Consider the following 24,016-nt stretch of genomic DNA (forward strand, 5'->3'; position numbering starts at 1 on the left):
TCGTGTTTAATCCAGAATTAAAACCCGTACAACCTGCTCGTCCTGGCTTTGCGGTATTAAGTATTCGAAATTGGGAAGGTGATGCTTCCCCTGTTTATTTAAGCATTCAGCGTAACCAAGATCGCTATTTCTTAAATGATAAAGGGGAGTGGGTAGGTAATGCTTTTTTCCACCAGCTTTCTCTTGAAGATGCCGAGGAAGGCTATCAAATCGTTCTTGATAAAACGTTAGTTGATCCCCTTGTTAGCAACTTACAAATGGCCTATCAATTTACGTTAAAAGACGATAATGAAACACAAGATATTGGCCGATTACGTATTCGTGATGGTGTGTTAGCCTCACAAGCACAAGGTCAAAGTGAAGCATTAAAATCAACGGCGACATTAGATACTCAAGCCGTTCCACCAACTCCTATTATCGAAACATCACCGGAGCCGGAGCCTGAAGCAGTCAAAGAGCCTGAACCTGAGCCGATTATTCCTGAAATTAAGGTAGATGAACCGCCACAACGGCCGACACCACCTACACCGAAAAAATCTAAAATTGGTTTAATTTTAGCGATTATCTTGATCTTAATTTTAGCGGGTATCTTAACGTGGTTCTTCTTACTAAGAGGCAATCCAGCAGGCGACCCCGCGCCACAACCGACACCAGAACCATCAACACCAAGTGTGTGTAGTGTTGAAAATATGAAATCAGGTACGGCGCTCGCTTTTGTACAAAGTTGTATACAGAGCCAACCAGATAGCAAAACTATTCTTACAACGATTGAACAAGCTAAACAGAACAATCAATGTGACGTTGCTCAGCGTTTATATGCATATAAAGCACAATCAGGTGATGTTGAAATCGCACTAAATTATGCTCGTGAATACGATCCAGAAACCGCGTCAGCACAAGGTTGCTTTGGTGCAGACAAAGAAACGGCCATCTATTGGTACGAAGCTGTTCTTAATCATGACTCACAAAACCGTGACGCAAAAGCGCGTCTTGAAGCACTGAAAAAATAGGAAAGTCGTATGAAAAAGGCGCATTGGCTTACTCTTATTCTCAGTGGTTTAATTCTGACAGCACCGGCAAGTGCTGAAGAGAAAAAACCGCTATTACAAGAGGGTAAAAAGACTCTCTATCAGCGTGTATTAACCTACCCAGGTTGCCAAGTGACGGACACAATTGGCGCAGCAGGTAAAGAACAACCTGCATTTAGCCGTTTTTATGTATATCAGCGTCAAAAACAAGGCGCCAATGAGTGGCTACAAGTCGGCCCTGATAGCTTGGGTCATATTAGCGGTTGGATGAATGCAAGCTGCACATCTGAATGGAAAATGCAATTAACGCTGGCTTTTACTAACCCTGCGGGTCGTAACCCAATGCTATTTTTCAAAGATAAGCAAACGGTTGAAGGCTTACTTGAAAACCCTACTCCCGAAAAGCAGTATCAACCTTTTTTAGCTGATATCAAAAATCAAAAAGTTAATCCGGCTGTTTTAGCTAAAGAGCCTGATTATATGATTGATCAAAAAAGTAATTTTTATCTGCTACCTGTATTAGGCTCAGATGAAGTCTTTACTGATGCGGGCTATAAAGTGCGAGTGCTCAATGTGGCATCTGTCTCTTCACAAACCAAAGACAGCAAAGACGCACAGAATACGAATGCAACTGCAAACAATACAAAACCAGCAACACCAGACAGCAAAGATGCTGACAATATGATGCAAGGTTTCTCTGCGGCTGTCGTGTTTGTTATCGACTCGACAATATCAATGGATCCTTACATTGATAGAACCAAAGAAGCGATTCAGAAAGTTTATGCACAAGTCGAAAAAGACAACATGTTGGATAAGGTAAAATTTGGTTTAGTGGCGTTTCGCTCTAATATCAAAGCCGTTCCCGCATTGGAATACGATAGCAAAATGTTTGTAAACCCCAATGACGTAAAAGATGGCCCTGATTTCTTAAATAAAGTTAAAGAATTACGCCAAGCTAAAGTCTCAAGTAGTCGTTTTGATGAAGATGCTTATGCTGGTGTCATGCAAGCCCTTGATGGTGTTGATTGGACACGCTTTGGTGCGCGCTACGTTATTTTAATCACTGACGCGGGCGCATTAACGGGAGATGATCCTCTGTCATCAACTAAACTTGATGCTGAACAAATTCGCCAAGAAGCCGCTTATCGTGGTGTTGCACTTTATACTCTGCATTTAAAAACCCCGTCAGGAGCAAAAAATCATGCTTCGGCACAAGCGCAATATGAAGCATTAACGCTTAATCCGTTCTTACACAAATCGCTTTACTACCCTATCAACTCAGGAGATGTAAATAGTTTTGGTCGTATGGTAGACAGTTTAGCAACTGCTGTAACCACGCAAATTCAAACTGCTTATCGTGGTGAAGCCACTGTAGGCAGTGCATTAAATGCCGATCCCACTTATAGCAAAAATAAAGAAACTGATACCTTACTTAACGATGCGCATGATTTAGGTTATGCCATGCGTTTAGCGTATTTAGGTGAAAAACAGGGCACAAAAGCACCTCCAGTCTTTAAAGCATGGATAAGTGATCGAGATTTATTACAGCAAAATATCCCAACAACAGAAGTACAAGTGTTATTGACCAAAAGTGAGCTTAGCGATTTAAGTGACGTGATGAAAAAAATTGTTAATGCGGCTAACGAAGGTTTGATCTCACCTGACAATATGTTTGCTGATTTGCGTTCAATTGCCGCCACTATGGGTAACGATCCTAATCAAATCAAACAAGGTTCTGCGACTAAATTGGGTGAAATGGGTTTACTGGGTGAATACGTAGAAAATCTACCTTATTTAAGTGAGGTTTTAGGCTTAGATGAAGAGACATGGAAAAGCTGGGATGGCCTTGAGCAAGAGAAGTTTATCCGTCGTCTCAATACAAAATTACAATACTATCAACGTTATAATGAAGATGTTGATCGTTGGATATCCCTTGCACCACAAAGTGATCCGCGCGATCACGTTTACCCTGTTCCACTGGAAAACCTACCTTAATGATCCAGATTGAAGGTATGGCAATTACGCGCGGTGATGCGCAACATGGTTTTCGTGTTGCGCTTCCTTCATTGACGCTTGAAAAAGGGGAAATCGGCGCGCTAACCGGATTAAGTGGTTGTGGTAAAAGTACCTTATTAGAAATGATAGGGTTGATCTTACGCCCAGATGAATTGACCCATTTTCAACTCGGTGATGAATTAATTATCACGCAAGCGGTGTTAAGTAATGAGCAGACACAACTCGCATCATTACGTGCCGAGAAATTGGGTTTTATGCTCCAAAGTGGCGGATTACTTCCCTTTTTAACCGTCATGCAAAATATTCAATTACCTCGCAAAATGCTGGGATTAACGCCACACTCCGCTTGGCTTGATCACGCAATTGACCATCTGCAATTACGCCCATTGTTAACTCGTCTTCCTCGCCAACTCTCCATTGGTGAGCGCCAACGCGCAGCGTTTATTCGCGCCATTGCACACGAGCCCGCTTTATTACTTGCTGATGAGCCCACAGCAGCCCTTGATCCCCATAATGCGCAAGCGCTGTATGCACTCATTGTAGAGATGGTAAAACAACTGGAGATCTCTGCACTGGTTGTTAGCCACGATTGGTCTTTAGTCGAGCGTTTTGGGTTTAGCCACTATCATGCACAACTCGAAGGGGGCGGTAGTGTCTTTATCAAACAATAGCGCCAATCCTAATCGCCTAGGCTTACTTAGCTCACTCGCTTGGCGCGACTTAATTTATGATCGCAAAGTCGCATTATGTATTGTGTTCTCTTTAGTCTCGGTTATTGCACCACTGCTACTGCTGTTTGGGTTAAAAAATGGCATCGTGACGCAGCTTCACAATCAACTGTTAAATGATCCTCGTAACCTTGAAATACGTATGTTAGGCAATGGTAATTATCCACAAAGTTGGTTTAATAATATTGCGCAGAAAGATGAAGTACGTTTTGTTATCCCATTAACACGTAGCTTAAACACACAAGCCGATATTGTGATTGATGGACAACATTTTATTGATAATGCGGAAATCATACCAACAGCAGAGAACGATCCTTTATTAGAGGGTGTGGCTATACCCCAAAATGCAGACACATTAGTGCTCTCTGCCAATGCTGCACAAAAACTACAGGCGAATGTCGGTGATAGTGTGCGCTTATTTATCAGCCGTAAGCTTAATGGCGTCAATGAACGTGCCAAACGTACCTTTACTGTTGCTGCCATTATCAGTGATAGTAAATTTTCAAGAGCTGCAGCCTTTGTTTCTCTTGATGTTTTAGTGGCGATGGAAGATTACCGAGATGGTTATCAAGCCCCTCTTTTTGGTATTACACAAGGTGTTGAGGCAAAACCAAGAACCCAGTTTGCTAAAGCTCGCCTTTATGCAAAAAATTTAGATGCCATTGCACCACTAGATGATTGGTTTCGGCAACAACACATTGATGTGATGACACAAAAAAGCCAAATAGACTCTGTAAAAGCAATCAGTTATGTCCTTAACGTTATTTTCTCTGTCATTGCTTGGGTCTCACTATTAGGTTGTATTGCCTCATTAATTGGTGCCTTTCTTGCCAATATTGACCGTAAACGCAAAGATATGGCAGTCCTACGCCTGCTGGGTTTTCGTCAGTTTGCTGTTTCTTTATATATTGTATTGCAAGCGCTGTTATTAACGAGCGTTGCCTTTATTTTAGCCCTTGGGCTTTATGGCATTGGTAGCACCTTATTTACCACATTATTAGGCACCCATTTACCTGAACAAGCCTTTGTTTGCCAGTTAACATTGGGGGATTTATTGATTGCTATGTGCAGTGCCTTACTTGTGGCCTTAGTGGTGGCAAGTATTGGCGCATTACGTGCCGTTTCAATTGAACCTGCGGAGAGCTTACGTGAAATTTAATTTATCGCTTTTAACTTTATCATTCGCGCTGTTATCTAGCAGTTTTACGGCATCGGCCAAATGGGATGACAAATTCGTTAACCAAAAAGCCTTACCTGATGATGTGATCTTGCCTTTCCCTTGTGAAGGTTCAATGGTCTTTCGCCAAGTTACTATCCCTCTCAGCCAGCCTTTACAAGACTACAGCGTAACTTTAGGGCAAGAAGGTGATGAATGGGGTTATTTAGAGCAATCACGAGCTGAACATATTGCGGGTAGCTTCCCACTAAAAGGCAAAGAAAAAGGCCGTTATTACCTTATGGCGAAATATCCCGTTACCGATCTGCAATATAACGCCATGCAAAGTACCATTAATGGTAAAGAGTGTCCGGTTGCCTCAAATAAATTACGTTTACCGAAAGTGAATATTAGCTGGTATGAAGCCATGCAGTTCGCTGATCAATATAATCAATGGCTAAGAAGCCATCATCCAGAAGCATTACCCGTTGAAGATGGCGCAAAAGGTTTTGCAAGATTACCGACAGAAACGGAATGGGAATTTGCGGCACGTGGCGGTTTAAAAGTCTCAGCCTCCGAGTTTCGTGATGTGCGTTTTCCAATGCCAGAAGGTACCAAAAATTATATTTGGTCAGCAGGCAGTCAATCCTCTAACGGTTCATTACAACTCACCGGTTTGTTATCACCCAACCCATTAGGCTTACATGATATGTTGGGTAATGTTGCTGAAATGATGTTTGAGCCTTTTAGATTAAATAAACTCGACCGCTTACACGGACAAGCAGGTGGATTTATTGTACGTGGTGGTAGTTATCTAACACCAGAGAGTGATATGCGCAGTTCATGGCGTCAAGAAGAGCCTTATTACACCAATACGGGTGCGAATAAAAATAAATATACTGGTTTTCGTTTAGCCATTGTTGCTCCAGCATTAACATCTCGCGATAAAATCAAAGAGATAGAAAAAGAGTGGCAGCAATTAGGCAATGAGAAACCAGCAAGCAACAACTCAAAAACTAATAGCGATAACTCTATCAATAGCCTAAATACACTCTCGACCCAAGTACAAGATGAAGCATTGAAAAAACAGTTAGCTGAATTAAAAAATAGCTTGCGGGCAAATGCACAACTACGAGATGAACAACGAGATCAAGCCATCCGAACCTCACTACAATTAGGTGCTTTTTTATGCACCAAATTAAAAGATGATGGCGAGTTCTATGACAGATTAATCGCATTACATGAAAAAAACTGCCCTCCAGGCACTAAAGATGCCACATGTGAACGACGTCAAGAGCAAGTTAACGAACATAAAAAAACGCTCGACTTTGTTGTGAGCTATTACGCAGACACATTAGTGGATATGGCAACCACATATGATGCCTCTTTAGTTAAACCGCAAATTGACGTTGTACGCCAATTAATGGAAGCCAGAGGTAAATCGAATTTAAATACGTACCTTTCAACATATATGCAGGGACTCCAAGGATATTGGGCTAACGGTAAAGTTTCACGGAATGAATGGCTTGAAGCGTGCAAAAAACAATAACAGAGACTTTGGGATAGGTGTGGTATGAATAAACGACTCATGGCTGTACTTGGCATTAGTGCCGTACTTGCTTTATCAGGGTGTCAAAGTAATAGTGGTGCTGATCCACGTTTGAAAAATAACAGTGATATGGAGTTTTTCAGTAAATCTGGCATTGGGGCTTGTGCTGGTGGTGCAGCTATTGGTGCATTAAGTTGCCTAGTAGCTAATGTTGATAACAAAGGCGCCTGTATGATTATCGCGGCGGTCGCAGGTTGTGGTGTCGGTATTGGTGCAAATGCCTATTTAGACAATAAGCGCCAAAACTACGCCTCGAAAGAAGAAATGCTCAACTCGATGATAGAGGATGTGAAAAAAGAGAATCAACGCCTACAAAGTGCCTCAAATACGGCAAGAGCCGTAATCAACGACGATAAAAGAGCGTTGGCAAAAATTGAGCAAGATATGAAACAACAACGCCTTAATAAAGCCGCTGCTGAAAAACAATTAAAAGGCATTGATGCCAATATTGCAGCACTTCGCTCTCGTTTAGCCGATATGAAAAAACGTGAAGGTGAATGGCGTGATATCGCTGCGCAAAGTCGTCAAGATGGCCTAAAGACGGCACAGCTTGATAAACAAATCAATGGGATGAAACAACAAGTAACCTCTTTACAGGAAGAACTTGATAGCCTTTATACCCAACGTACAGCAATAAAACTTAGTTAACGTTAAAAAGGATGATAATGAAATTTTTACCTCTTTCCCTTGTTGGCATGACCTTACTCTTAAGCGGTTGTGTCACCAATCCCGCTGATTGTGACCCAACAACGGGTGATGTCAGTATAATTACCAAATTTAACTGTAATTATTCAGGGACTTATGACAATCGCATTGAACAAAAAAAAGCGATTTTGGGTAATGAACAAGCATTAAACACCGAGTTTAAAGCCGTTCTTGCTGCCATTGAGAAAGAAAAACAACAGACCAATGCAGATCTAAAAAGTAAACAAGCTAGTCAACGTGCATTAAGTCAATCAATGAATAATCTGTTAAATCAAATTCGCCAAAAAACCAAAGGGCAAAATGATATTCAAAAGCAGATCAATGAAATTGATAAGCAAATGAAAGCGGCACAAAACAACCCATCAAAATCGGTGATGGAAAAACAGCTTGAATTAGAGAATTTACAAAATCAAGTCATTAGTCTACAAAGTGATCTAGGTCTTAAATAAATCCTCAAAGGCTCTCTAGGTAATAGAGAGCCTTGCCCTTTTATATCTACTTCTTTATTTTATTATTGATTTCTATTACTAATTAGAATTAATTTATGTTAATTATTTAATAGTTAATTAGACACTTTAATAAAATAACCTTATTTAAATACATGTGCTCTTTTTTATTCCATTAAAAACAAACTCATTATTATAATCCCCCCGCTTCATAATACGTTCTCCGTTTTTTATTTATGGGATATAACTAATGAAAACAAAATTATTATCAACTTTATTTATTAGTGGCTTATTAACTACCTCTTCTGTTTATGCTCAAAATGATTTTAAATTAGATAAAACCACACTTTCAGCGGGTTATGCACAAGTCAAAATGGCGGGTCAGAATCCAATGCACGGAGGTGTCTTTTCTATTCGTCAAGAAATAAATTCACAATTTGGTATTTTAGCAACAGCTACTTATGCTCAAAATGAATATGATTTGAATAAGCCTGTTAATAGTTTCTTTAAAGATGTCAATGCACGTTATTACTCTGTAATGGCGGGCCCTACATTACGTCTAAATGATTTTATTAGTGTTTATGGCACTGCGGGTATGAGCCAAATTCAATTTAAATCTGAAAGCTCAGAATTAAAAAAATTAAAGAAAAATGCATTTAGTTGGGGCGCAGGCTTAATCATTAATCCAGCTGAAATGGTTTCAATCTCTCTTGGTTATGAAAATAGCCGTTTTAAATTTAAAGATACCGACAATCGAATTATTTTAGATGGTTTTATTGCTAATATCGGTTATCGTTTTTAAATAAACTTAAGCACATATTATTTTATGATATGTGCTTTCTATTAACTTATAATTTAAAACTATATTTATGAAAAATATTTTATTATTAGCTTGCTTACCTTTTTCTTTATTTTTCACCACATCAATTTATGCAAAAAACAGTGATACTCTAGTTTCCATTGGCTACGCTCATATCAAAATAAAAGATTTACCCACAGTTAATGGGATCAATATGAAGTATCAATTTACTAATACGAATAAAAAAATCTCTCTACAACTTTCAGGAACGATAGCTCACAGATCGTTATCTCATAATGAGAGATTACGTTATGCCTCACTTGTAATGGGTCCAGCTTATGCATTAACACCTTTCGTTGAACTATACGGGGTTATTGGGGTAAGTGGTATGAGTTATCAAACACCAGAAAATATAAATAAAGATCACTCATCTGAATCAGTAAGTTGGGGAACGGGTATCACGTTAACATCACCACAAAATATTACACTTACTTTAGGCTATGAGGGCAGTTATTTCAAAATGGAAGGAAAAAGCCATCCAAGCAAAGCACTTATCGCCAGTATTGGTTATCGGTTTTGATTAATAAGAATAATTTTTATTTCATTGTTAAATTCTATTTTCTAATTATTCTCTCAATTATTAGATTACCCTCTAGATTTTATACCTATTTAGTATAAAGTTTTCATTTTCAAGTTATTAAATATAAAATATTTAATTAACCTCATGAATTTTAATAAAAAATGTTTTTTATTTAGCGAGTAGTATTATGATACAATCATAATTAATTATGAATAATTATCGGATATATATTGAAATGAATAATAGATCAAAGAAACACAATTCACTTAAAAGTAAAATGGCTTCACAACTTTTTACGAGTCAATCTATTCATAAGATTATTCAAGGTGATTTTTCATTTCTTTATACATTAATCAATAATTATCTTTCATTAAATAATCACTCTATAAAAATAGCTGATATCTTTGAATCAACATTTAAACAATGTAAAAAAGATTATAAATCAGAATATTTTTTTAAGAATATTGTTGCACAAAAACTATTTTTAAAAAAACACAATAACAACGCAACCATGATAACAGAATTGAGAGTAGGCAATAACAAAGCCGATTGTGTCATCGTGAATGGATGTACTACTTGTTATGAAATAAAAACTAAATTTGATTCTCTAGTTCGATTACCAGAACAAATATCAACCTACCTCAAGATCTTTGAAAAAGTATATGTTGTATGTGATAAAAGTCATACTCAAAAAGTAATATCTATAGTTCCTGAAAATCTCCATTGAGCATCATATTGAAACTCTTTGTAATTATTTATCTTCTAATATTGAGGTGGATAAATGACACTATGCTGTTCTAATTGTTTTCATGATTCTGCCATCATTAGAACTATTGGCCTTAATCATACTAATGATAGATGTGGATATTGTAAAAAAGAAAATGCATTTACAATAAACCCTAAAGATTTATCTCGATTTTTTTAACCTTTTTTAGGAATTGTAGTTGAAAGCGAAAAAGGGGAATTATTATCTGATATTCTACAAAATACTTTTAATATCTTTAATGAAAAAATACATAATACAAAAAAATTACTTGGTAAAATATTAGAAAATGAATATATAATAAAAAAACACCTATTAAAAGAAGATTATTTAGGTCATATAAGCAAATGGGAAAGCCCCCTGCAAGAAATGCTACAGCAGGCCGCGCAAATCCGATTGGAATATCCTACTTATATTTAGCTAATAACGAAGAAACTTGTATTTCTGAAGTTAGACCTAATAATACTAGCATTATTTATATATCTAAACTGATTTTAGAAGAAGATGTTTCTTTAATTGACTTAACATCTCCAAGAAAAAAAATATCAATATGTTCTTTTGATGAAAAGAAATACAACAATGTTATAAGTATTTTAAATTTATTAGAAATGCTTTCTAGTGAATTATCCAAACCTGTTAGACCAGAAAGTTCTAATATAGATTATATTCCTACTCAGTTTTTGTGTGAATTTTTAAAAAGTTTTAGTAACTGTGATGGAATAATATTTGAAAGTTCATTTGGCATGGGTAAAAATTTTGTTTTTTATGATGACTTATGTTTTACGATTGAAGATCCAATATCTTATAAAATAACAGAAATAGTCCATTCGTTTGAAAAAATTACAACTTAGTTTTTTTCTTCATAATACAAAAATGCCTCTACTTTATAAAAATAGAGGCTAAATAATTCAAAAAGACCCACACTAGGGAATAAACACAGACACCGATTGTCTAAAAACCCACTACATTAAATCTTGATACGTTCCTAGCTGATAACCTCTTTCCAAAATGGCATGCTTTAAAGCGCGATCCGTTAACACTTCCAACTCTGTTAAACGCTGAAAACAATAACCACTTGCACGCAATGGATTATCGACAAAAGCAGGATGTGTCATCACTTCAATAGAGTGCTCATGACGCGCTTTTGATTCATCAAGTACCTTTAAAAATAAAGCTTGAGTGATTTCATCACCATAAAATTGACTATCAAAACCATCACTACTTATCACACCTTGGGTATCAATCCCTTCTTTTTGTGCTAACGGTCTATCAACCCGCATTGGTAATGACTTTTCTTTGGCAAACTCCGCCACAATAGGAAAAATTTGCTTAAACATATGCACATGGTGGTGACTATCAATATGGTCGGGAGCACAACCAAAGATCTCAATAAAACGCTGATATTGTGCGTTAAGCTCAACACGAATTTCATCAAGCGGTAAATTACCCTCTTCCGCCATTTGCCACACCCATTTCCCTAATACACCTTCACGTGTTAAAGAAGGTAAAGGAGACAGTGGTTTACCCATCGTCAAAGTAAAATGAAGCCCAACACCTAAGCCAGGCAACTCATGACGCAATTGTGCTGCGTGTTCAATTCCCTCAGCATTGACAAGTGCCGTTGTTGAGCTAACAACACCATGGCGAAAACACTCTGCAATACCGTAATTTTGGCCTTTACTAAGCCCAAAATCATCCGCATTCACAATCAATAAACCAGCCATTCTGTCTCCTTATCACTTATATTTATCTGCCGACAATTAATGAGAGGCTTTTTCTAACTCAGCAATTGCTTTAGCAAAATGAGGTAGATGTGCTTTATGTGCTAATAACATTTCACGTGTAAGCACCTCTGCATCTTTGTCGGAAAGTACTAATGGCGTTAAATTCATCGCTAATAAAGCGTCATTTAGTTCACCGCTAATAGCCGCCTTACTGGCGGCAATTTCAAAGGCTTTAATGGTATGAATTAATCCCATTACCTTTTCATCAAAATGTGTTAAACGAGGATGAGGTTTAGCACCCTCTCGACCTAAAATTGCAGTCACTTCAATTGACCAATCTGCGGGAATATTATCAATATGACCATGATGTGGAATATTCACATAATGCTCAGCTTGTTTATCATTATAAATAGCATTAATCACTTCACAGGCCGCATCAGAATAATAGGCACCACCACGTAATTCCAACTCTTTCGGTTTGATATTTAAATCAGGATCTTTATACAATTCAAACAATTGTTTCTCGACTTTCTGCACTACTTTAGCGCGAGCTCCACCCTTGTAGTATTCACCCATTTCTATAGCCAACATCTCTTTTTGCTTAAAGTAATAAAGCAAATAAGAACACGGCAACATATTAAGAGAACGGATTAGCCCTTCACTAAAAGGTAAATCGAAAATATTTTTCACCGAGCCTGCGGTTAATGTTCCTGAAGCGACACCATCCAATAATTCAGGAAAACGGGATTGGCCATTTACAATGACATCTTTAATAAACACCATATGATTTAAACCAAATAAATCAATGGAGAGTTCATCTTTATCTGTTAACTTAAGAACATCTGTAATAAACATCTTCATGCCAATTGGGATATTACAAACCCCAATAAATTTCTTAAAGTTGGTATGACGATAAACCGCTTCAGTCACCATGCCCGCTGGATTGGTAAAATTAATGATCCACGCATCAGGGCAAATTTCTTCAACATCTTTAATAATATCGAAAATAACAGGGATCGTGCGTAGCCCTTTAAATAGCCCGCCCGCACCATTAGTTTCTTGTCCTAAATAGCCGTGACTTAACGGGATCGACTCATCAAGCTCTCTTGCTTTCAATTGACCAACACGCAATTGTGTTGTGACAAAATCAGCATCTTTTAACGCTTCACGGCGATTAAGGGTTTTATAAACGGTTAAAGGAATACCCGCTTTTTTTACCATGCGTTGGCAAAGCTCAAAAATAATATCAAGCTTCTCTTTTCCTTCTTCTACATCCACCAGCCATAATTCAGTGATTGGTAATTCATGATAACGCTTAATAAAACCTTCTAACAATTCAGGCGTATAACTGCTTCCACCACCAATGGTAACGATTTTTAATTTATGACTCATAAAATACTCCCATACAGCACAATAATGCTGTTATTTGTGTATTAATGGCGAAATTAAGACGTAAAGAGCCCTGAAAAAAATAAGCTTATTTTCTTCTTTCTCTCTATTTCAAATAAAATCAATCTTTATTATTGATTAATTTTTTACGCTTAATAATGAATTAGTTTGTTTCTTTAATACTGCACAAATTTTTTCGATAACTATTTGGCGTCAATGATGTTATTTTCTTAAATGTCTTAATAAACAGACTTGGGCTACTATAGCCAGAATCAAAAGCAATATCGGTTATCGAATAATTTGTTATTTCTAACTGTTTTTTCGCAAAATTAATTCTAATATCATGAATAATTTGCATAGGCGTTTTATCGTAATAACGCCGTGTTGCCCGTGTTAAATACTCTTGTGATTTTCCTGATAGCATCACCATATTAACCAATGCATTTTCACCAAACTTTTGTTTGTCATGCATCTCGCTTACGGTATCTCTTAGCCATAAAGGAATATCATCTTCAATACGATTATCTCGATGGTGTCGTAACCTGTTCACCACATTAAAGGTGACAATTTCAATAAATTCATTAAATTCCGTATGGCGAAAATTCAAAGAGCCAATAACAGATTCAATATAGGAAAGAAATTCATTTTTTAATTCATAAACTTGTGAAGCGATAAAATAAGCAGGTAATAACGAGAGGTAATGTTTATCAAAAAAAGCTTTACTAATTCCCACATTTAAAATGCGTGTTGCACCAAAATCATAAAAACTCTGATGGTGAGAGCCTATGGGAATAAAAACAAAATCACCACGCTCTAATAAAACCTTTTTTCCATTAATCTCTTGATAATAACGCCCTGTTAAAACAATGGTGAATTCATAATAATCATGTTGATGCAATCCGCTGACACTTTCTGTTTTATTATAAATAAAGACATGAAAATTTTTGCCATTAAATAGCTGATCTTCATAGACCATACGTATTTCGCTTTGTGCTCTCAATGACTCCACCACAGTATTCACCTTATTTTATCTTTTCATGTAACTCGATTAATTCTGTCACTAATTCTCTAGCTAACATTGAAGTCATTAAATGATCTTGTGCATGGACTAAAACTAAACTGACTTTCGTTTTCCCGATACCTTGGTCATCACCAATTAAACGTGTCTGTATTTTATGGGCTTCATTTAATGCTTCGCGAGATTGCTCCATTAACTTTCTAGCGCCTTCAAAATCGCCTTCTTTGGCTTTTTTTAAAGCGCCATAGGCTACGCTGCGTGCTTGGCCTGAATTAATGATAAGACCCATGATTATCTCTTCAAATTCATCTTCTGTAGCACTGCTATCAACGGCATTTTCAATATCTAACATGGTATATCCTCTTTGACTCTAAAAAGTGCAGAGAAACCTCTGCACTCCTTTTTCTATGACTTAAAATTTCAATGCATTGGCAATATCCTCTTCACTCTCTTCTTTCTCAATTTCAGTTTGTGCTTTGTTTGAGATGATAACGAAAGGAAGATAAATCAGTGTTGCTACACCCAAGTTAAACAGCGCTAATAACAGTGCTGCGATACTACCGTTAGTATTAAAGAATGCACCTAATCCCGTTGGCATCGTCCATGGCGCTATATTTGTTACCGGTGGGATTATCCCTAAGTAATAAGCCGTCACAGTAATTGCAGCAAGAATAGGTTGAATAAGAATAAAAGGAATAAACATCACTGGATTCATAATCACAGGTAAACCAAAAATAATCGGCTCATTAATTTGGAATAAACCTGCTGGCAATGCCAGTTTAGCAACTTGGCGATGATCCGCACGACGAGATGCGATAAAGATTGCAATAATAAGTCCCAGTGTTGCCCCTGTACCGCCTAAGAAGATAAAGGAGTCTAACATTGGTTTTGCCCAGAGATGGAACGTCTTACCTGCGGCTAAAGCGGCTTCTACTGAACCGTATTCAGTATAAATAGAAACGTTTTCTAATGCCCATGGTGTCATGATACCACTATCAAGTGCTGCAAGTGCCAGTGAACCATGAATACCAAAGAACCACAGTAGAGAGGTAAAAATAACGTATGCCCAACCTACAACAGAACCCATTGATGCTAATGGTGTTGAGATAGAGTCTAAAATAATTTGATGGAAGTTTGTTTCATACGTCGCTAATCCCCACGAAATAATCCCCATAATTGATAAGATAATAAAACCGGGAATTAACGCAGAGAAAGAACGTGAAACAGAAGCAGGGACACTATCAGGTAATCGAATAACCCAATTACGACGCACAATAAAGGTAAACATTTCAGCCACAACAAGACCAATAATGATACCTGAAATAATATTTGCCCCACCAAGCCAATTAGCGCCAACAGCATAAGCGCCAGCTGCATTGTAAGGTGTTACCGTCATAAAGGCAGCAATAGAGAGTAAGCCTGCCGCAATCGGATCAACTTTTCGCTCTTCTGCTAATGCCATTCCGATAAAGAATGGCGCCATCAACGACATTATGCCTAATGTACCGTTATAGACGTTCCCCCCAATAGCTTTAAAACCATTGAGTGTTTCTATTGTTGACGCATCAAGGCGGATACCTAGAGAATAAAAAAAGGAGCCATCACCAAAACTAAGAAAAACGTTATTGATAAGTACAAACATTGCCCCTGCAAGGGTTAACGGCATTAAACGAATAAAGCCATTTTTAATCGCATTAACGTGAGGTTGCTTTCCAATTTTAACCGCAAAAGGAAGGAGTACCTTTTCAAGTGAACCAATGAACTTACTCATAGAAAAATACCCTTTAAATGCCGCTAATTGCTCGGCTTGCTGAAAAATTCGCTCTTTGACTGGAATAAAAAATTAAATAATAAAAAATAAAATTAATTTGTTGTTGCAGATGCTTTTTTAATAGAGGCGACAGCGGCTTTTAACACGCCTAAGCCATCTACTTTTCCATATAACAGAGAATCGATCACTTCGACCGGTTTATTCGGGAGTAATTTTTGAATATCAGGTAACATCCAGCTAATTTGTGGACCCAGCAAAATCAGATCCGCATCCTGCCCTTTTTGTGCAGCTAAAGTTTCAGGAAAAGCTTCAATGACCACAGGCACATCATATTTCTCTGCTTGTGCTCGCATTTTGGTCACGAGAAGGGATGTTGACATGCCAGCAGAACAAAATAAGTAAATATATTTCTTTTGCATAAAACCCTCTTGAGTTGGCAACGATTTACCCTAGAGATAACAAGGCTTTCTCTTGTGCATTCATTACTGTGTCAGTACAGAAACCGAAGTAAGATTAAAATAAGGATTGTTTCTGCTTGAATGAAGTATACGCAATGATACTAGTTAACGATATTTCTTACAGGTTAAGAATTGTCTCTCCTTGACCTGCTCTTTTGACACTCTTCACAAATTGAGCAAATAATCTTAAGAGTTCTTTCACGTCACAAAATTTGTTCTCTATTTTCCTTTAATGATCTCTCGCAAAATTTCGCCATTTTAGTCAAGTTAACCCTTTATTATTATGAGAATGTGAATTAGTATCATTACTCTTTATACTTTTGATGGTATTATCATCTTCTTTGTGGATCGACATTTAAGCCACTGCTGTAAAGATCCGTCTTATTTCGTGTTGCAACAATATGGGAAAGAGAATGTTTAAAAAGTCATTAAGCCCACTGTTTTTACTGCTTTCTTCACTTGTTATCGCTGGTTGTGATAACGCTCAAGACACATCAACAGCACAATCAGCAGAGAAACAAACTCTCACGATTGAACATTTTCAAGGGACAACTGAAATCCCAGCTCACCCACAGAAAGTGGTTGTGATGAATATGGAAACCCTTGATATTATTGATGCATTAGGTGCTCCTATTGTTGGTCTGCCACAAACTAATGTTCATTTACCTAAATTCTTAGAAAAATACACCAATCCGAACGACTACATCAATGAAGGTGCGTTATTCGAGCCAAACTATGAAAAGCTCAGCACAACAGCGCCTGATTTAATTTTAAGTGGTAGCCGAGCTCGCGATGCATATGCAAAATTAAGTGAAATTGCGCCTGCGATTTCAATGGATATCGACCCTAAACGTTTTGTCGAAAGCCTTGCTAAACGCACAACAACATTAGGTCAAATTTTTGGCAAAGAAGAGCAAGCCAAAAAATTACTGGCTGATTTCAATAGTAAAATTGATACTGTAAAAGCCAAAACACCGGATGCTGGTAAAGCGATGGTTGTGTTAGTCAGTGGTGGTAAAATATCAGCGTATGGCCCAGGCTCTCGCTTTGGCTTTATCTATGATGTATTAGGTTTTGAACCTGCTTATGTTTTTGATAGCCCAGGTTCACACGGCAACATCGTCAACTCTGAATTACTGTTAAAACTTAACCCAGACTGGATGTTTGTTATCGACCGTGACGCTGCAATTGGTCGTGAAGATTCACAACCTGCACAACAAGTCCTTGATAATGCGCTGGTCAGAAAAGTAAATGCTTGGAATAAAGACCAAGTTATCTATCTTGATGCAAGCTCTATTTATATTTCTGGTGGGATCCAAACTTACTCTCGTTTAATGGATACTATCAATCAAGCGCTGGATCAAAAAAAATAAAGTAACTGAATGAAAACGTTCCATTTATCATTGGGGATAGGACTTGTTGCTATCCTCTCAATGATCAGTCTATTTGTCGGCGCAGGAGATATTACTCCTGCTTCGCTTTTTTCTGATCCCGATATGCGTGATATCTTCTTTATCAGTCGTGTTCCAAGAACCCTGTCATTATTACTCGCCGGTGGTGCCATTAGTGTTGCAGGCTTAATTATGCAACTGCTAACCCAGAATCGTTTTGTCGAACCCTCTCTTGCGGGAACCACTCAATCTGCAAGCCTTGGATTATTAGTCGTTATGCTGCTCTTTCCTGCGGCTGGCATCTTTACCAAAATGTTGGTAGCGACCGTTTTCGCCCTGCTTGGTACTTTATTATTTATGTTGCTTCTGCAAAGGATCACCTTAAAAACGACATTAATAGTGCCTTTAGTGGGGATTATGCTTAGCGCTGTTATCGGTGCGTTGACTATCTTTTTAGCAGTTTATTTCGATTTATTGCAATCTTTAGACGCATGGACAAGTGGCGATTTTTCAAGTGTATTACAAGGCCGCTATGAGCTTTTATGGCTTGTCGGTGTGCTTGCGCTAATGGCATGTTGGGTTGCTGATAGCTTTACTGTGGCTGGAATGGGACGTGAATTCTCCATTAATGTGGGACTTAATTACCGTAAAGTGATGATCATTGGATTATCCATTATTGCACTGATTAGTGGTGTTGTTGTGTCTGTTGTTGGGGCATTACCTTTCCTTGGCTTGATTGTCCCCAATCTAGTGAGCTTAGTGATGGGTGATAATATTCGTAAAACCATTCCGTGGGTTTGCTTGAGTGGTGGTGCGATTGTTTTATTGTGTGATGTAATTGGCCGACTTATTCGCTACCCATTTGAAATTCCTGCCAGTGTTATTTTAGGCGCTGTGGGTGCCGTTATTTTCCTTTTTTTACTACTAAAGCAGCAACGTTATGCAAAAAGTTAATTCAGCCATAATTAGCAAATGTACTGGCGCTGCCGAACATAAGAAAATGCGCCTTTCGCCCATGTCTCGTATCTGGTTATTATTAGGGGCATCGTTATTATCTATTGTGTTATTTATGACGATAAACCTAAACGGCAATATCTCTTATATTCTGACTCACCGTGCCTACATTATTCTCACCATGATTGTGGTGGCGTTTGCAGCTGGTGTGTCGACGATTCTGTTTCAAACCATTGCTAACAACCGTATTTTGACTCCTTCATTAATGGGTTTAGAAGCTCTGTTTGTGTTACTACAAACCGTGTTTGTCTTTTTTGAAGGCGATATGCCCGCGTCATGGATGTTGAACTTATCAAAATTCTTTTTAGAATCAACATTATTGGTGCTATTTTCGGTTGTACTTTATCGTTGGTTGTTTAGCTCAGTACGTTTTAACATCAATTTAGTCCTGATGATTGGGATTATCTTAGGTACGTTATTTCGTAGTTCAGCCACACTATTACAACGTTTGATGGACCCTAATGAATTCTCCATTTTACAAGGTCGCATGTTTGCCACCTTCACCCGTGCAACCCCTGATCTTATCTTTTGCGCTTTAGCCATTATCGTTGTCGTCGGTATTTTACTTTGGCGGATGCGCTATAGTTTTGATGTAATGGCATTAGGCCAAGCGAATGCGATTAACCTTGGTATTAATTACCGCAAGCAAACCACTTATATTTTATTACTGATTTCTGTCTTAGTGGCTGTTTCGACCGCTTTAGTCGGTCCATTAACCTTCTTAGGTTTAATTGTCGCTAACCTTGCTTACCATATCAGTGGCAGTAGCCAACACCGTTTCTTAATGCCTGTTGCCTTTTTACTGGGTACTATCGCCTTAATTGGTGGGCAATTAGTTTTAGAATATGGTTTAAAAATGACAGGAACACTTTCTGTTGTGATTGAGTTTGTCGGCGGGATGTTCTTTATCTACTTGGTGTTAAGAAGACTTTAATATGATTGAAATCAACAAAATATCAAAGCATTATCAAGATATAACCGTTCTCGATAATATTACAACAACAATTCAACGTGGCGGTATTACTTCGATCATTGGTCCTAATGGTGCAGGTAAATCCACACTGCTTTCTGTTATTGGACGTTTATTAATTCCTGAAAGTGGCATGGTCAGTGTTAACGGCATGGATGTTGCTGCAACAGATAGCGATGTGCTGGCAAAAAATCTCTCAATACTGCGCCAAGAAAATCAGTTCGTCAGTCGTTTAACCGTAGAAGAATTAGTTGGCTTTGGGCGCTATCCTTACAGCAAAGGCCGTTTAACGCTCGATGATAAAAAAGTCATTGATGAGTCATTAGCTTTTTTAAATCTAACTGAATTTCGTCATCGCTATCTAGATGAGTTATCGGGTGGGCAACGTCAACGTACCTATGTTGCGATGGTGCTATGCCAAGATACAGAATATGTCATGCTTGATGAGCCACTGAATAATCTTGATATGAAACATGCGGTAATAATGATGAAACTTCTGCGAAAAGCCGCAAATGAATTAGGAAAAACCATTATTATCGTTATTCATGATATCAATTTTGCCTCTGTTTACTCTGACTATATTTTAGCCATGCGTAATGGACAACTGTATTATCACGGCTCACCCAAAGAGATCATGAAAGCAGACATTATCGAAGATATTTTCGACACCCCCGTTGACGTTAAAGAGATCGACAATAAGCTAATTGCTATGTATTACTAATTCTATTTAGCCCAATTATCGTCAATAAAAAGCATATTGTTCTTCTCATTAACAACATGCTTTTTTATTGCCTCTTCCCTTGCTGAAGTAACTCAGAATCAATATCTTCAAAAATGGATTGCCACTCATCGTCATCAATATCCATTAGCCCAAAATAACGCAGTAAAAAAGTACCTTCTGTCGCCAAAAAAGCCAGTCTTGCACGTTTTCCAGCCTCCGTTGTTGTATCTAACCCTGTCAATCGCTGTTGATACCACTCTTTTGTACTTTGTAAATATTCTGGCGTCTGTAGCAATGCCGCCATCAAACTCGCGCCTTTGGCAAAAGAGACTTTATCGTGATGATGTGTTGCACGGATATGTGCAGTAACACGATTATCAGGAGAATTATCCTTTTCAACTATCTTGTTAAATTGGGTTTCATAACTCTCTTCCCAGAAATCAAACATCGCATCAATCATCGCTTCTTTACTACTAAAACAGTATTGAACGCCCCCTTTTGAGATCCCCATTTTTTTTGCAACAGTATCAATCGTTAACGCTGCGGCACCTTGTTCCATCACGATATCGAAGATCGCTTCTAATAATTTTTCTCTATCAATAGTTCTTTGACGTCCCATAAAAAAACCTCTTTTCAATACGGTCGTATGGATTTATATTATAGCCGCTAGTAAAAATAATACACATAAAAATAACTGAGATTTCTATGATAAAAGATTATAAACGTTGGATAGTATTACTTTTGGTATCTAGTATGCTGTTTCTCATCGTTGTTGATGTAACTGTGCTTTATACCGCATTGCCACGTTTAACTCATGATTTAAACGCCAGTGCATCAGAAAAATTATGGATAATGAATGCTTACCCGTTAATTGTTGCTGGATTACTCCCTGCAGCGGGTATGCTCACAGACCGGATCGGCCATAAAACACTCTTTATTTGTGGGTTACCGCTATTCGCTCTCGCTTCTTTGTGTGCAGCTTTTTCTCCCACCGCAACGACCTTAATTGCATCTCGTGGTTTTTTAGCGGTAGGTGCAGCAATGAGTATGCCAGCTACCCTGTCGATAGTACGACAAGTCTTTAGCGACTCACAAGAGCGCGCTATTGCGATTGGTATTTGGTCTGCGGTTGCCTCTGGCGGTGCGGCTTTGGGGCCTTTAATTGGTGGGATGTTGCTTGAACATTTTTGGTGGGGTTCTGTCTTCTTAATTAACGTCCCTATTGTTCTTTTGGTATTACCATTCTCTATTTGGCTTATTCCTAAGTTTGCTGGACATGGTAACCATAAAATTGATTATTTAAGCTCAGCACTGATCCTAGTAGGTTTAATCAGCGCTATTTATGCTTTAAAAGAACTAGGAAAACCTTATACACAGTGGAATGAAGTCACTATTACAGGTGTAATTGCGGTAATTTTTCTTACGCTATTTTCCTTGCGCCAGCGTAAACAAACTCACCCGATGATTGATTTTGGGTTATTTAAAAACCGCTTTTTTAGTATCGGGATTTTGATGGCTGTGCTTTCTATGGTGATCATTGTGGGTATTGAATTGCTACTTAGTCAGCGTTTACAGCTTGTTGCGGGTTTTACCCCTTTAAATGCAGCATTAGTGATCTTACCTATTCCAATTGGCTCTGTGTTGGCATCCCCTTTAGCGGGCTATTTTTTAACACGGCTAGGGGAAATTCGCCTGATCATCAGCGGATTTCTACTCACTCTAGTGGGAAATCTGTGGTTAATTGCCGTTTACCAAACAACATCGCCAATGGTGTTAATCGGTAGTCTATTCTTAATCGGTTTTGGTTTAGGTGTTATTTTTACCACCGCATCGACATCCATTATGTTAAGTGTTGCTGATAAACAAGCGGGAATGGCAGCCTCCATTGAAGACGTTGCTTATGAGCTTGGGAGCGTGATTGGGGTGACATTTATGGGCAGTTTGATGAGTACCGTGTACACCTTAAAGCTAATACTACCTGATTCATTAGCTATCAACGATGCTGTCTATGACAGTTTAGACGAAGCCCTGATTGTGGCAGAAAAGTTGCCAAATGACGTAGCTTCTCTTGTGATATCTCAGGCAAATTTAGCCTTTGAAAATGCCTTTTTCGTGGTATTAGTTGCTACCGCAATTATTACAGCATTAAGTCTTTTTATATTGCCATTTATATTGCGCAATAAGCGTTTATATTAATTTTAAGCGATACCTTTTCAGGCTGATATATTTTATCGCACTGAAAAGGTATCGCTATGATCTAATTTGAAATATTTAAAACGCGACTAATTTCTCCAGATGCTAATAAGCAATCTAAACTTTGTAAATTTGTCTCAATAACATTATTAATATATTCAATGTTAGATTGATGAATATCTCCCTCAGCGTTCAATACATCAATCAATGGTCTTGTTCCTAAACTTTTGTATTGTAATAAATAAAGATCCCTCGTTTTTTCTGCTGTTTGTATTTTTTCTTTTTGTGAATTCATCATAGATAAATTACCCGTTACTTGAGATAACGCGACATTTAATTGCTGCTTTGTATTAATCGCTATTGTTTCATATTGATATTGGCTAGCGAGTAATTCATTAGCGGCTTGGGACATTTTTGAATATTTACTGCCCCCTTCAAATAAAGGGATATCCACGTTAAGCTTAATCTCTCTTCTATCAGGATCATAATCAACATTATCATTTTTATTGATATTTGTTCGATAGTTACCTTCCAAATAAATTGTTGGGAAATTATCTAATCGCGCATATTCCATATTTTTCTTTGCAAGTTCATGATCATATTTAGCAAGTAACATATCGGTTGATTCTGCTCCATGATCTGCATATTGATAGCAAATATTAGAAAGATGAGCATCAGTAATTAAAGGGATTTGAGAATAGCTCACCGCATTATTTGTGTAATTTTGTAATAATGCATTCCAGCGCGCTTGCTGTGTTTTATAGCTATAAAGCAATGCTTGTGCTGAAACAAGTTTATTTTTACTTTGTACATAGTCAGCTTGTGTAGAGGCTCCTAATGAAGAACGGCTCATCGCTAATTGCTCTATCTCACTAAAACCTTCCACTTGTAATTGTGCAATATTAACTAAATTATTATAAAGAGAAGTATAGAAGTAAGCTTGTGAGACTTGATAAATCAGATCTTGCTGGCTTTTTAAAGAAACTATTTTTTCTCGTGCAAAAGAAATTTCTGCAGAATCCACCTTTGTAGATGTTTTCCCAAAGTCATACACCATTTGTCTAATGGTAAAACGAACATCCGAACCTTTATTATTATTTCCATACCGATCTTTATTTTCATAGAGCTTGTTATCCATTCCTACACTGACTTGTGGAAAATAATCTGCCCGCGATCCATCAACCATATCTTGAGCCGCTCTTGCTAAATATTCACTATTTCGTAATGATGGATGCCAATTTAACGCTAATTCCACCACAGAAGACAGCGACTGTTTCTCAATACCTGTTTCCGCTTTTTGCATTGGTTGTAATACATTAGATTGAGCATCAGCAACGCTCATTGATTTTGTAACACCCTGAGATAAAAAACGTTTAGAAGGCTCTACCTCCTTATGGATATCCACAATATCTAGAGTAAAAGAGTTAACTGGTTCAGTTTGTAATGTTGCATTCGCTTGTTGTATACCACTGCCACCTAATGACAAAACTGACCCTATTAGTAAAACAGTATGTTTGATTTTTTTCATTTTATTAAC

24 protein-coding genes are annotated in these 24,016 nt (G+C 37.7%); 16 read left to right on the forward strand and 8 right to left on the reverse strand.

Translation table 11 applies throughout. The features are described 5' to 3' along the window. Positions 1–2 precede the first annotated feature (2 nt). The 11 genes from GWI68_RS01190 (at position 3) to GWI68_RS01240 (ending at position 10,681) form a co-directional block, all read left to right on the forward strand. Positions 3–1,010, forward strand: coding sequence for a hypothetical protein (locus GWI68_RS01190; RefSeq protein WP_166539156.1), 1,008 nt, complete (start codon positions 3–5; stop codon positions 1,008–1,010). A 9-nt stretch (positions 1,011–1,019) separates the two neighbouring features. Beyond that, positions 1,020–3,023, forward strand: a complete 2,004-nt coding sequence (locus tag GWI68_RS01195) for a vWA domain-containing protein (protein WP_166539157.1) — start codon at positions 1,020–1,022, stop codon at positions 3,021–3,023. Beyond that, positions 3,023–3,715: an ABC transporter ATP-binding protein gene (locus tag GWI68_RS01200; protein WP_166539158.1), complete on the forward strand. Its 693-nt coding sequence runs from the start codon at positions 3,023–3,025 to the stop codon at positions 3,713–3,715. Before GWI68_RS01195 ends, GWI68_RS01200 begins: the two co-directional genes overlap by 1 nt. Beyond that, positions 3,696–4,931, forward strand: a complete 1,236-nt coding sequence (locus GWI68_RS01205; protein ID WP_166539159.1) for an FtsX-like permease family protein — start codon at positions 3,696–3,698, stop codon at positions 4,929–4,931. The genes GWI68_RS01200 and GWI68_RS01205 overlap by 20 nt, the downstream gene beginning before the upstream one ends. Next, positions 4,921–6,477, forward strand: coding sequence for an SUMF1/EgtB/PvdO family nonheme iron enzyme (locus GWI68_RS01210; protein ID WP_227336169.1), 1,557 nt, complete (start codon positions 4,921–4,923; stop codon positions 6,475–6,477). Before GWI68_RS01205 ends, GWI68_RS01210 begins: the two co-directional genes overlap by 11 nt. A 24-nt stretch (positions 6,478–6,501) precedes the next feature. After that, entirely contained in the window at positions 6,502–7,185 is a 684-nt protein-coding gene (locus tag GWI68_RS01215; protein ID WP_109409018.1) for a hypothetical protein, read from the forward strand. 17 nt (positions 7,186–7,202) lie between these two features. Continuing rightward, positions 7,203–7,691, forward strand: a complete 489-nt coding sequence (locus tag GWI68_RS01220) for a hypothetical protein (protein ID WP_227336171.1) — start codon at positions 7,203–7,205, stop codon at positions 7,689–7,691. A gap of 247 nt (positions 7,692–7,938) precedes the next feature. Further along, the gene (locus GWI68_RS01225; RefSeq protein ID WP_166539160.1) at positions 7,939–8,490 is read left to right on the forward strand and encodes an Ail/Lom family outer membrane beta-barrel protein; all 552 of its coding nucleotides are present in this window, start codon (positions 7,939–7,941) and stop codon (positions 8,488–8,490) included. Positions 8,491–8,557: 67 nt separating this feature from the next. Next, on the forward strand, positions 8,558–9,067 hold the full coding sequence (locus GWI68_RS01230; RefSeq protein WP_166539161.1) for an outer membrane beta-barrel protein: 510 nt from the start codon (positions 8,558–8,560) through the stop codon (positions 9,065–9,067). A 235-nt stretch (positions 9,068–9,302) separates the two neighbouring features. Further along, complete coding sequence (locus tag GWI68_RS01235) at positions 9,303–9,794, forward strand: sce7726 family protein (protein WP_166539162.1); 492 nt, start codon at positions 9,303–9,305, stop codon at positions 9,792–9,794. Positions 9,795–10,177: 383 nt separating this feature from the next. Beyond that, complete coding sequence (locus tag GWI68_RS01240) at positions 10,178–10,681, forward strand: RES family NAD+ phosphorylase (protein WP_166539163.1); 504 nt, start codon at positions 10,178–10,180, stop codon at positions 10,679–10,681. Positions 10,682–10,792: 111 nt separating this feature from the next. Here the strand turns inward: GWI68_RS01240 and chbG are convergent, their stop codons facing one another. The 6 genes from chbG to GWI68_RS01270 form a co-directional block, all read right to left on the reverse strand. After that, the gene (gene chbG, locus GWI68_RS01245; RefSeq protein ID WP_109409025.1) at positions 10,793–11,554 is read right to left on the reverse strand and encodes a chitin disaccharide deacetylase; all 762 of its coding nucleotides are present in this window, start codon (positions 11,552–11,554) and stop codon (positions 10,793–10,795) included. 36 nt (positions 11,555–11,590) lie between these two features. Next, positions 11,591–12,946 carry a 6-phospho-beta-glucosidase gene (locus GWI68_RS01250; RefSeq protein ID WP_166539164.1) on the reverse strand — a complete coding sequence of 452 codons (1,356 nt, stop codon included), beginning with the start codon at positions 12,944–12,946 and terminating at the stop codon, positions 11,591–11,593. 160 nt (positions 12,947–13,106) lie between these two features. Continuing rightward, entirely contained in the window at positions 13,107–13,955 is an 849-nt protein-coding gene (gene chbR, locus GWI68_RS01255; protein WP_109409027.1) for a transcriptional regulator ChbR, read from the reverse strand. A gap of 10 nt (positions 13,956–13,965) precedes the next feature. Beyond that, positions 13,966–14,313 (reverse strand): PTS N,N'-diacetylchitobiose transporter subunit IIA, encoded by a 348-nt coding sequence (gene chbA / locus GWI68_RS01260; RefSeq protein WP_072068898.1) that lies wholly within the window; start codon positions 14,311–14,313, stop codon positions 13,966–13,968. Positions 14,314–14,373: 60 nt separating this feature from the next. Beyond that, positions 14,374–15,732, reverse strand: coding sequence for a PTS N,N'-diacetylchitobiose transporter subunit IIC (chbC, locus tag GWI68_RS01265; RefSeq protein ID WP_109409028.1), 1,359 nt, complete (start codon positions 15,730–15,732; stop codon positions 14,374–14,376). 92 nt (positions 15,733–15,824) lie between these two features. Further along, on the reverse strand, positions 15,825–16,151 hold the full coding sequence (locus tag GWI68_RS01270) for a PTS sugar transporter subunit IIB (RefSeq protein WP_072068900.1): 327 nt from the start codon (positions 16,149–16,151) through the stop codon (positions 15,825–15,827). Positions 16,152–16,603: 452 nt separating this feature from the next. On the opposite strand from GWI68_RS01270, the gene GWI68_RS01275 reads away from it, so the two are divergent. Genes GWI68_RS01275 through GWI68_RS01290 form a run of 4 tightly spaced genes read left to right on the forward strand, consistent with a single transcriptional unit; the run spans position 16,604 to position 20,286 of the window. Next, a complete protein-coding gene (locus tag GWI68_RS01275; protein WP_166539165.1) occupies positions 16,604–17,563 on the forward strand; it encodes a siderophore ABC transporter substrate-binding protein in 960 nt (319 codons plus the stop codon). A 9-nt stretch (positions 17,564–17,572) separates the two neighbouring features. Beyond that, positions 17,573–18,535 carry an iron chelate uptake ABC transporter family permease subunit gene (locus tag GWI68_RS01280; RefSeq protein WP_072068902.1) on the forward strand — a complete coding sequence of 321 codons (963 nt, stop codon included), beginning with the start codon at positions 17,573–17,575 and terminating at the stop codon, positions 18,533–18,535. After that, entirely contained in the window at positions 18,522–19,529 is a 1,008-nt protein-coding gene (locus tag GWI68_RS01285; protein ID WP_109409031.1) for an iron chelate uptake ABC transporter family permease subunit, read from the forward strand. Before GWI68_RS01280 ends, GWI68_RS01285 begins: the two co-directional genes overlap by 14 nt. Before the next feature lies 1 nt (position 19,530). Further along, positions 19,531–20,286, forward strand: a complete 756-nt coding sequence (locus GWI68_RS01290; RefSeq protein WP_166539166.1) for an ATP-binding cassette domain-containing protein — start codon at positions 19,531–19,533, stop codon at positions 20,284–20,286. A 64-nt stretch (positions 20,287–20,350) separates the two neighbouring features. Here GWI68_RS01290 and GWI68_RS01295 read toward each other — a convergent pair whose 3' ends face one another. After that, on the reverse strand, positions 20,351–20,905 hold the full coding sequence (locus GWI68_RS01295; protein ID WP_166539167.1) for a TetR/AcrR family transcriptional regulator: 555 nt from the start codon (positions 20,903–20,905) through the stop codon (positions 20,351–20,353). Between the two features lie 86 nt (positions 20,906–20,991). On the opposite strand from GWI68_RS01295, the gene GWI68_RS01300 reads away from it, so the two are divergent. Then, a complete protein-coding gene (locus tag GWI68_RS01300; protein ID WP_166539168.1) occupies positions 20,992–22,482 on the forward strand; it encodes an MFS transporter in 1,491 nt (496 codons plus the stop codon). Positions 22,483–22,543: 61 nt separating this feature from the next. On the opposite strand, the gene GWI68_RS01305 is transcribed toward GWI68_RS01300, so the two are convergent. After that, complete coding sequence (locus GWI68_RS01305; RefSeq protein WP_166539169.1) at positions 22,544–24,007, reverse strand: TolC family protein; 1,464 nt, start codon at positions 24,005–24,007, stop codon at positions 22,544–22,546. Positions 24,008–24,016: the final 9 nt, after the last annotated feature.

Source organism: Proteus sp. G2669 (assembly GCF_009915245.1).
Classification (GTDB): domain Bacteria; phylum Pseudomonadota; class Gammaproteobacteria; order Enterobacterales; family Enterobacteriaceae; genus Proteus.